The following is a 7,046-nucleotide window of genomic DNA, read 5'->3' on the forward strand; positions in this document are numbered from 1 at the left end:
GGGGGTTTCCCCGGGCGGTGGGTCGGCGCGCGGTGGGCGGGCGGGGGGCCCGGCGGGGCGGCGCGCCGCGCGGCCCCCCTGCCCGGGGGCGGTGGCCAACGAGGTACGGCGACAGCTGTCCGATGCCGGTGTGGCCGCGGGGTTCGAGGTGCTGAACCTGGTGGAGCCCCACAAGCACCGGCAGAACAGCGTGCTGCTGTTGCGCCGCTGTGCGGCCGCGGAGCAGGTGCGGGACACGCCGCTGCGCGAGGAACTGAGGGTGCTGGGGCAGCCGGGCGCGGACCGGGCCGCCTTCACGCTTGATCAGGCCGGGCCTGGGTCGCCTCGGCCAGCCTGCGCCGGGGAATCGCGGCCACCAGGACAGAGGTGAGCGCGATTCCCACGCCGGCGATCACGGCCGGGGCGCGCAGGCCGAAGCCGTCGGCGATGACACCGCCGATGACCGTGCCCACCGGCAGGGCACCCCACGCGGCCATCCGGTACACCGCGGTCACCGCGCCGAGCAGATGATCCGGGATGACCCGCTGCCGGGCGGCGACGGTGACCACGTTCCACAACAGCGTCATCGCGCTGTTGATCGCCAGCCAGACCCCGGCGAGCCAGAGCGAACCGCTGAGGCCGAGCAGGACGTAGCTACCGCCGGCGATCCCGGTCGAGAGCAGCAGCGCCGCCTTGGGACCGATGCGCCGGCTGATCCGCGGGGCGAGGACGGCGCCGGCCACGCTTCCCGTGGCCGCCATGGTCAGCAGCAGTCCGAATCCGGCGGTGGAGAGCCCGAGTTCCTCGAGGGCGAACAACACCAGGGTGCCGGAGAGTACGCCCTCCATGAGCCCGAAGACCGTCACCGCCAGGATCAGTACCCGGATCAGCGGGTCACGCAGGCACCAGAGGAGGGCGGTGCGCAGCCCCACCCATAGCGAGGCCTGCGCCAGCTCCGCCGGCAGCTCGGGCCGGAACCGGCCACGGACGGTGAGGACCAGCAGGATCGAGACGACGAGCGCGACCGCGTCCACCCCGAACGGGGCGGCCAGGGCGATCCCGGCCAGCCATCCACCGAGCGGCTGACCGAGGAACTGGTTCGTCACCGTGGTCGTGGCGAACAGCCGGGAGTTGGCCCGCTCCAGGTTCTCGTCGGCGACCACGGACGGCACCATGGTCTGCGCCGCGGTGTCGAAGAAGACCTCGCCGACGCCGAGCAGCAGCCCGGCGGCGAGCAGGAGCGGCAGCGATGCGAGATCCATGGCCAGGGCGACGGCAAGGCAGACGACCACGAGGGCCCGGGCCGAGTCGGCGACCAGCATGACCCGCCGCCGGTCCATCCGGTCGATCATGGCGCCGAAAACCGGCGCGGCCAGCCAGGCGATCCGGGTGGAGGCCACCGCCAGGGCGACCGCGCGAGGTTCCCGGGTCACCGATGCCACGGCCAGGGGCATCGCCACCGTCCGTACCCCGTCGCCGAGGTTCGACGCGGCGGCCGAGGCCCACAGGACCCGGAACCGCCGGCCGAGCCCTGCCCGCCCGCCGAGGTCCGTCGCCGTCACGGCAGGACCTTGCGGGCCACCTCGAGCAGGTCGCGCAGGCGCGAGCCCGGCCGGACCGGCCACGACGGCGCCGGCTCCGCCGGGTGCGGCACCCGGATCGCCAGCGCGGTGGCGTTGTCGGTGCCGCCCAGATCGTCGGCGCGGTGGCAGAGCCGGGACACCAGCAGGGCCGGCGGCGGCGCGTCGGCGACCATGTCCTCGAGCAGGTCGAGGAAGCGCCAGCCGCGCTGGCCGGCGTCGGTCGTATCGGCGTGGGTGGCACCGTCACTGCAGATCAGCAGGTAGTCGCCGGGGGCGAGGGACAGCGACCGGCGATGCGGGTCGATGTCCGGTGACAGGCCCAGCGCCGCGGTGATGACGCCGAGGTCCGAGTCCTCGACCGGCTCCCCGCCGCGTTGCCGCTGAGCCAGACAGGAGTCCTCGGGAAGCAGGCGGGTCACCCGGTAACCGTCGCCGGTGTCGCGGCAGAGCAGGGCGACGCAGTCGCCGACGGAGGCCAGCCGGCAGTCGCCGCCGGGCGACACCGCGACGGCGATGCCCACCGCGGCGGGCCGCTGCAAAAGCTCGGCGGGCGGCTCGCCGATCTGGCGCGCGGCGGCGACGAGAACCTCTTCCGGCTCCACGACGTTGCTGCTCCAGGCCAGTTCGGCGCAGTCGGCGAGCCGGGTGGCCGCCCACCGCCCACCGCCGTCACCGGCGCCGGTCACGCCGTCCAGCACGATCGCGGTCACCGTGTCGTCCACCGTCGACCAGGCCGCGGCGTCCTCGTTGTCACCGCCGGGCCGGCCCTTCGCCTTCTGCCAGCCGGTGATGCTCTCCACCGCGGCGGTCACCGGCAGCGACAGCGGCGCCGGGACCTCCAGGAACGGGCGGACGGCCCGGCCGAACTCCGCGGCGTCGCGGGCCTGCCGGCCCTCGTCCTCGTTGAGGCAGAGCCGGACGGCGACGTCGCCGCCGAGCGGCCACTCCCCGCCGAGGACGCCCGCCGCGGAGAGCGCGTCCTGCCGCGACCGTGGCCAGCGCCCGGCGAACCCCCGGAACAGCAGCACGCCCAGGATGTAGAGGTCACGGCCCACTCCGACGGGACCGGGCTCGTGGAACGGTGCGGACCAGTCCGCCACGGCGGCGCCCACGTCCGGGACCACGGCGGCGGTCAGGGTGTCGTCCGCCCACAGCAGGCCCCAGGGCGCCAGTAGCGGTCGCCCCTCGGCGTGGTCGGCCGCCAGCAGGCCGGTCAACCGGTGGACCTCGGCGAGCAGGACCCCGGGTGCCGGGCCGAGGCCCTGCTCCCAGAGGCGGACAAGACTCTCGCCGGGCACCGTGGGCCAGACCACCCGCAGCTCGGCCGGGGCGATCAGACCCGGCCGAGAGGTGAACTGCCATACCGCGGGCAAAATGCCATCGGGTTGCTGCACCGATACCTGCCTCTCACTCCGCGGCTCTCGCTGCGCGTGACTCTTCGGACCACTCAGAGGGCGTCGAGCAGCATGTCGTGATGCTTCGCCAGCCAGTGGCGGCGCTGCTCGATGCGCTCTGCCGCCCCGCCGTTCCACAGCTCGACATAGGCGGGATCGCCCGCGTCGACGTGCCTCCTGAGCTCCTCGTACCCCGCAGCCTCGGAAGCAAGCACGACATCCAGCACCCGGGGACGGATTTCAGGGGCCAGCCCGTACGCGTCGCAGAATGCCCGGATGCGAGCCGCCGTACGCGGCCCGGCGGTCTCGGGTGGATCCTCTTCGCCTCGCAGCGGGATCCACTGCTGCACGGCGAGTCCGATCTCCCACTCCGGCCTGGCCGGCGCGGCACGGTCGAAGTCGATGAGGGCGACGGCCCGGCCGTCGCGGAAGACGACGTTGGAGCGGACCAGGTCGTTGTGGCAGATCAGGGGCGAGTCGGCGAACCCCGGGAGGACATGGGAGTTCCACGGTGCGTCGGCGGGCGGGGCGAACGAGCGGACCGCCTCGTGGTATTCCGCGACGAGCCGGGCCACTCCCTGTGCCACGGCCGGCGCCCGGGACCAGGCCGGCGGCGGGAAGAGCGGCACCACGCCCTCGATGTAGGTGAGCACCTCACGGCCCTGCTCGTCGATGTCGAGCAGGCGGGGGGCGCCGGTGAATCCGACGGCCTCGAGGTGCCGCAGCAGCGTGTGCACCGCCGGTGAATACTCCCGCAGGGGCCGTCTGACGGTGTCGCCGATCCGGACGACCTGACCGTAGTTGGAGGCACCGCCCGGCAGTGGTTGTTCGTCGTCCCGCGTGTCGTCGCCCACGTCCCCTCCGTCCAGAATGGATCGCACGGAGTCGTCACCGATCTTCCGGCATCTCCAGCACCGCCCTGACCAGTTGCCGCTCGGCCCCCGCGACGACCCGGTTGCCGCTGCCGGCGGCAGCGGCGGTGTCGTCCAGCTCGAACCCCAGATGTCTGAGAAACCCGGCGCCCGGCGCCCAGCCGGCCGGGGTGGTCACCGTGGCGCGGCGGATCTCCCGGGCCCTTGCCTCATCGAGCAATGCCCTGGCGATCCGCGAACCGACGCCCCGGCCGCGCGCCGCCGGCGTCAGCAGGAAGAGCCCGACGGAGGCCGTGTCCGGCCCGGGGTGGCCGGGCACCACGTCGATGACTCCCACCGTCTCGCAGTCCAGCTCGGCGACGAGCAGTAGCTTCGCGTCGGGGGACACGCCCTCGGGAGCCGCGTAGAACAGGCTCTGCACGTCGCCCGAGAGCGCTCGGTCGCCGGTGAGCGCGACGAAGTAGTCCTCCGACGCGGTGAAGACATCAGAAACGGCCGGCTCGTCCCGCGCCTCGAGCTCGCGGACCCGCAGACCGGGGGCGAGACTCATGGCGGCGAATGTCATTCGGGTGGCTCCCATCCGGCGATGGCGGCGACATCGTTCCCGCATCACGTTAGGGGACGGCCGGCGGACCCGCATGCCACCACCGGTCGTGTCGCCGCCGCGAACGAACCCGACCGTTGGGCCGCGCGGCCTCGATCGATAATCGGTGGCTTATCCGGCGGTGCGAACTTTCGCGTTGTTCGCCGGAACGGCCGGGGCGATCGTGTGTTCCATGGGCGCCACGCGGAGACGCGCCGCGCGGATCGAACACCGCACGCAAGGGGTTTCATGATGGGACAGGGCGGCAGCGGCTTCTCCGAGGCAGGGCTGCGCAGATTGCACGACGTGCTGGCACGGCATGTCGAGTCCGGGCGGATACCCGGGCTCGTCGCCCTGGTCGGCCGGGGCGCCGGGACGCACGTCGAGGCGATCGGGACGATGCGCCATGACGGCGGCGCCCCGATGGGCCGGGACACCATCTTCCGGATGGCCTCGACGTCCAAGCCGGTCACCGTCGCGGCGGCGATGATCCTGCTCGACGAGTGCCGGCTGCGGCTGGACGACCTGGTGGAGCCGTGGCTGCCCGAGCTCGCCGACCGGCGGGTGCTGGCGCGGATCGACGGCCCGCTGGACGACACCGTGCCGGCCCGGCGGCCGATCACCGTGCGGGACGTGCTGACCTCGACATTCGGGCTCGGCATGGACATGACGTCGCTGGGCACGCCGATCATGAACGCCGTCTTCGAGCGGGGGCTCACCCCCGACCTGCCGGAGCCGATGCCCGAGCCGGACGAGTGGATGCGCCGCCTCGGGGCGCTCCCGCTGATGCACCAGCCCGGAGAGCGCTGGCAGTACCACATCAGCAACGATCTGCTCGGCGTGCTCGTCGCCCGGGTCACCGGCCGGCCGCTCGAGGCGTTCCTGCGCGAACGCGCCCGGGCAGCAGGCCGCCTGGCACGCCATGGCCACCGGCAACGTCCACGTGTCGTACGGCCAGGGGCAGCACGGCGGCTGGGGCTTCGGGATGGCGGTGCGCACCTACCGCGGCGACTACGCGCCCGTCGGCCAGTTCGGCTGGGACGGCGGAAGCGGCACCTCGACCTACGCCGACCCGGACAATCAGCTCACCGGAATCCTGCTCACCCAGGTCGGCATGTCCGTCCCGGACCCGGCCCGCCTCATCCACGACTTCTGGACCACGCTCTACCAGTCCATCGACGACTGACACCGGCGGGCCGCCCGAGGTCGCGATCCCCTCGGGCGGCACGCGGATCACGGGATCGCCTGAGCCTCGCGATGAAGATCCCGCGATCCGTCGCTCTGCTCGCCGTCGTCATCCGGGCCGCCGCCGGCGAAGACCACCTCGGCGGCGGCCCACGCCTGCGCGCCGAGGGCCGCGCTGTAGTGGCGGGAGCGCGGCGACCGCCCGTCCAGCACGAGTCGCGTGCACATGAGCCGGGACGACACCCAGACCGACGGCCCGGCCAGAAACCGCACGGCCGCGGGCAGGCTGGGGCAGAAGTATCGGACGGAATCCCGCGCCTGCGTCCGGTAGCCGTTCGATTCCCCATTCGGCCGGTTCCGCGGCGTCGAGCAAGCCGTCGGCCGGCGCCGCGTCGATCGGGGACGCGGCGATCCGCAGGGTGAGGCCGATCCCAGCAGTCCGACTCGCCGAGCAGCTAGGCCGCGACGGTTTCCGGGTCGGTGAATTCCCACAGGTACGACCGCTCGCGCCGCGCGAATTCGGATGCCAGCGAATGCACGTCCATGCCCAGCCCCGTATCCGACGCCGTTGTCCGATGCGCAACCTAACCTCCGCGGCGCCCGGGAACGGTCACCGACAGGGGTGACGGGCCCGGCGCCGAGAATCTGGTACGCGCGGCCGCAGCGAACACTTTTCGGCGTTGCGGCGAACTACTGGTGTGATGCACCTGAAGTGCACGACGAAACGGGGCCCGGTGGTGACGTGGCGGCAGTGACCCCGCCGGACGTAACGGACTCGGAGCCCGACGCGCGCCTGATCGAACAGGCGAAACGGGCACCCGAGCGGTTCACGGCGATCTTCGACCGGCACCATCGGGCCATCTACGCGTACGTGGCCCGGCGGCTCGGGCCCGACCTCGCCGAGGACGTGGCGTCCGAAACCTTTCTCACCGCGTTCGACCGGCGGCACAGCTACGACGCGGCGCACGGCGACGCGCGGCCGTGGCTGTTCGGGATCGCCTCGAACCTGGTCGCGCGACACGTTCGCGCCGAGTCGCGGCGCTACCGGGCGCTCGCCCGGGCCGGGGGACAGGACCTCGCCGGCGAACGCGGCGCCGAGTACGGGGTGATCGACGGCCACGCCGGCGCGGTCGCCGGGCGCCTCGACGCGGCGGCCGTGCGGGGCCGGCTCGCCGAGGCCCTCGAGGAGTTGCCGGAGCCCGTACGCGCGGTGCTGTTGCTGGTGGCCTGGGCGGGCCTCAACCAGCAGGAGGCCGCGGTGGCGCTGGGCATTCCCGCCGGCACGGCCAGGTCCCGGCTGCACCGGGCGCGACAGGCGATGCGACAGGCGCTGGGCGCCGACATCGAGATGGAGGCGTGATGGACGAGATCGGCATGTTGCGTGAGGCCTTCGACCCCGGCGCGGAGCCCTCTCCGCAGGCGCGGGAGCGGGCCCGCGTGGCGCTGCAGC

The 7,046-nt window shown here is 73.3% G+C and carries 7 protein-coding genes and 1 pseudogene; 3 read left to right on the forward strand and 5 right to left on the reverse strand.

Going from position 1 to position 7,046, the window contains the following annotated elements; genetic code table 11:
- Window positions 1-293: 293 nt before the first annotated feature.
- The 4 genes from AB0F10_RS43055 to AB0F10_RS43070 are packed head-to-tail and all read right to left on the reverse strand — an operon-like array spanning window position 294 to window position 4,378.
- A complete protein-coding gene (locus tag AB0F10_RS43055; RefSeq protein ID WP_360639701.1) occupies window positions 294-1,541 on the reverse strand; it encodes an MFS transporter in 1,248 nt (415 codons plus the stop codon).
- Window positions 1,538-2,956 carry a SpoIIE family protein phosphatase gene (locus AB0F10_RS43060; RefSeq protein ID WP_360639704.1) on the reverse strand — a complete coding sequence of 473 codons (1,419 nt, stop codon included), beginning with the start codon at window positions 2,954-2,956 and terminating at the stop codon, window positions 1,538-1,540. Before AB0F10_RS43060 ends, AB0F10_RS43055 begins: the two co-directional genes overlap by 4 nt.
- 53 nt (window positions 2,957-3,009) lie before the next feature.
- A complete protein-coding gene (locus AB0F10_RS43065; protein ID WP_360639707.1) occupies window positions 3,010-3,810 on the reverse strand; it encodes a phosphotransferase in 801 nt (266 codons plus the stop codon).
- 34 nt (window positions 3,811-3,844) lie between these two features.
- Window positions 3,845-4,378, reverse strand: coding sequence for a GNAT family N-acetyltransferase (locus AB0F10_RS43070; protein ID WP_360639710.1), 534 nt, complete (start codon window positions 4,376-4,378; stop codon window positions 3,845-3,847).
- Between the two features lie 285 nt (window positions 4,379-4,663).
- On the opposite strand from AB0F10_RS43070, the pseudogene AB0F10_RS43075 reads away from it, so the two are divergent.
- Together AB0F10_RS43075 and AB0F10_RS43080 are read left to right on the forward strand one after the other, a co-directional pair.
- Window positions 4,664-5,248, forward strand: a pseudogene (locus tag AB0F10_RS43075) (serine hydrolase domain-containing protein); the annotation flags it as partial.
- 85 nt (window positions 5,249-5,333) lie between these two features.
- Window positions 5,334-5,597 (forward strand): hypothetical protein, encoded by a 264-nt coding sequence (locus tag AB0F10_RS43080; RefSeq protein WP_360639716.1) that lies wholly within the window; start codon window positions 5,334-5,336, stop codon window positions 5,595-5,597.
- 47 nt (window positions 5,598-5,644) lie between these two features.
- Here the strand turns inward: AB0F10_RS43080 and AB0F10_RS43085 are convergent, their stop codons facing one another.
- Window positions 5,645-5,869, reverse strand: a complete 225-nt coding sequence (locus tag AB0F10_RS43085) for a hypothetical protein (RefSeq protein WP_360639719.1) — start codon at window positions 5,867-5,869, stop codon at window positions 5,645-5,647.
- Window positions 5,870-6,338: 469 nt separating this feature from the next.
- On the opposite strand from AB0F10_RS43085, the gene AB0F10_RS43090 reads away from it, so the two are divergent.
- On the forward strand, window positions 6,339-6,956 hold the full coding sequence (locus tag AB0F10_RS43090; RefSeq protein ID WP_360639713.1) for an RNA polymerase sigma factor: 618 nt from the start codon (window positions 6,339-6,341) through the stop codon (window positions 6,954-6,956).
- Window positions 6,957-7,046 lie beyond the last annotated feature (90 nt).

The organism is Actinoplanes sp. NPDC026623, assembly GCF_040638275.1.
In the GTDB taxonomy this organism is placed as follows: domain Bacteria; phylum Actinomycetota; class Actinomycetes; order Mycobacteriales; family Micromonosporaceae; genus Actinoplanes.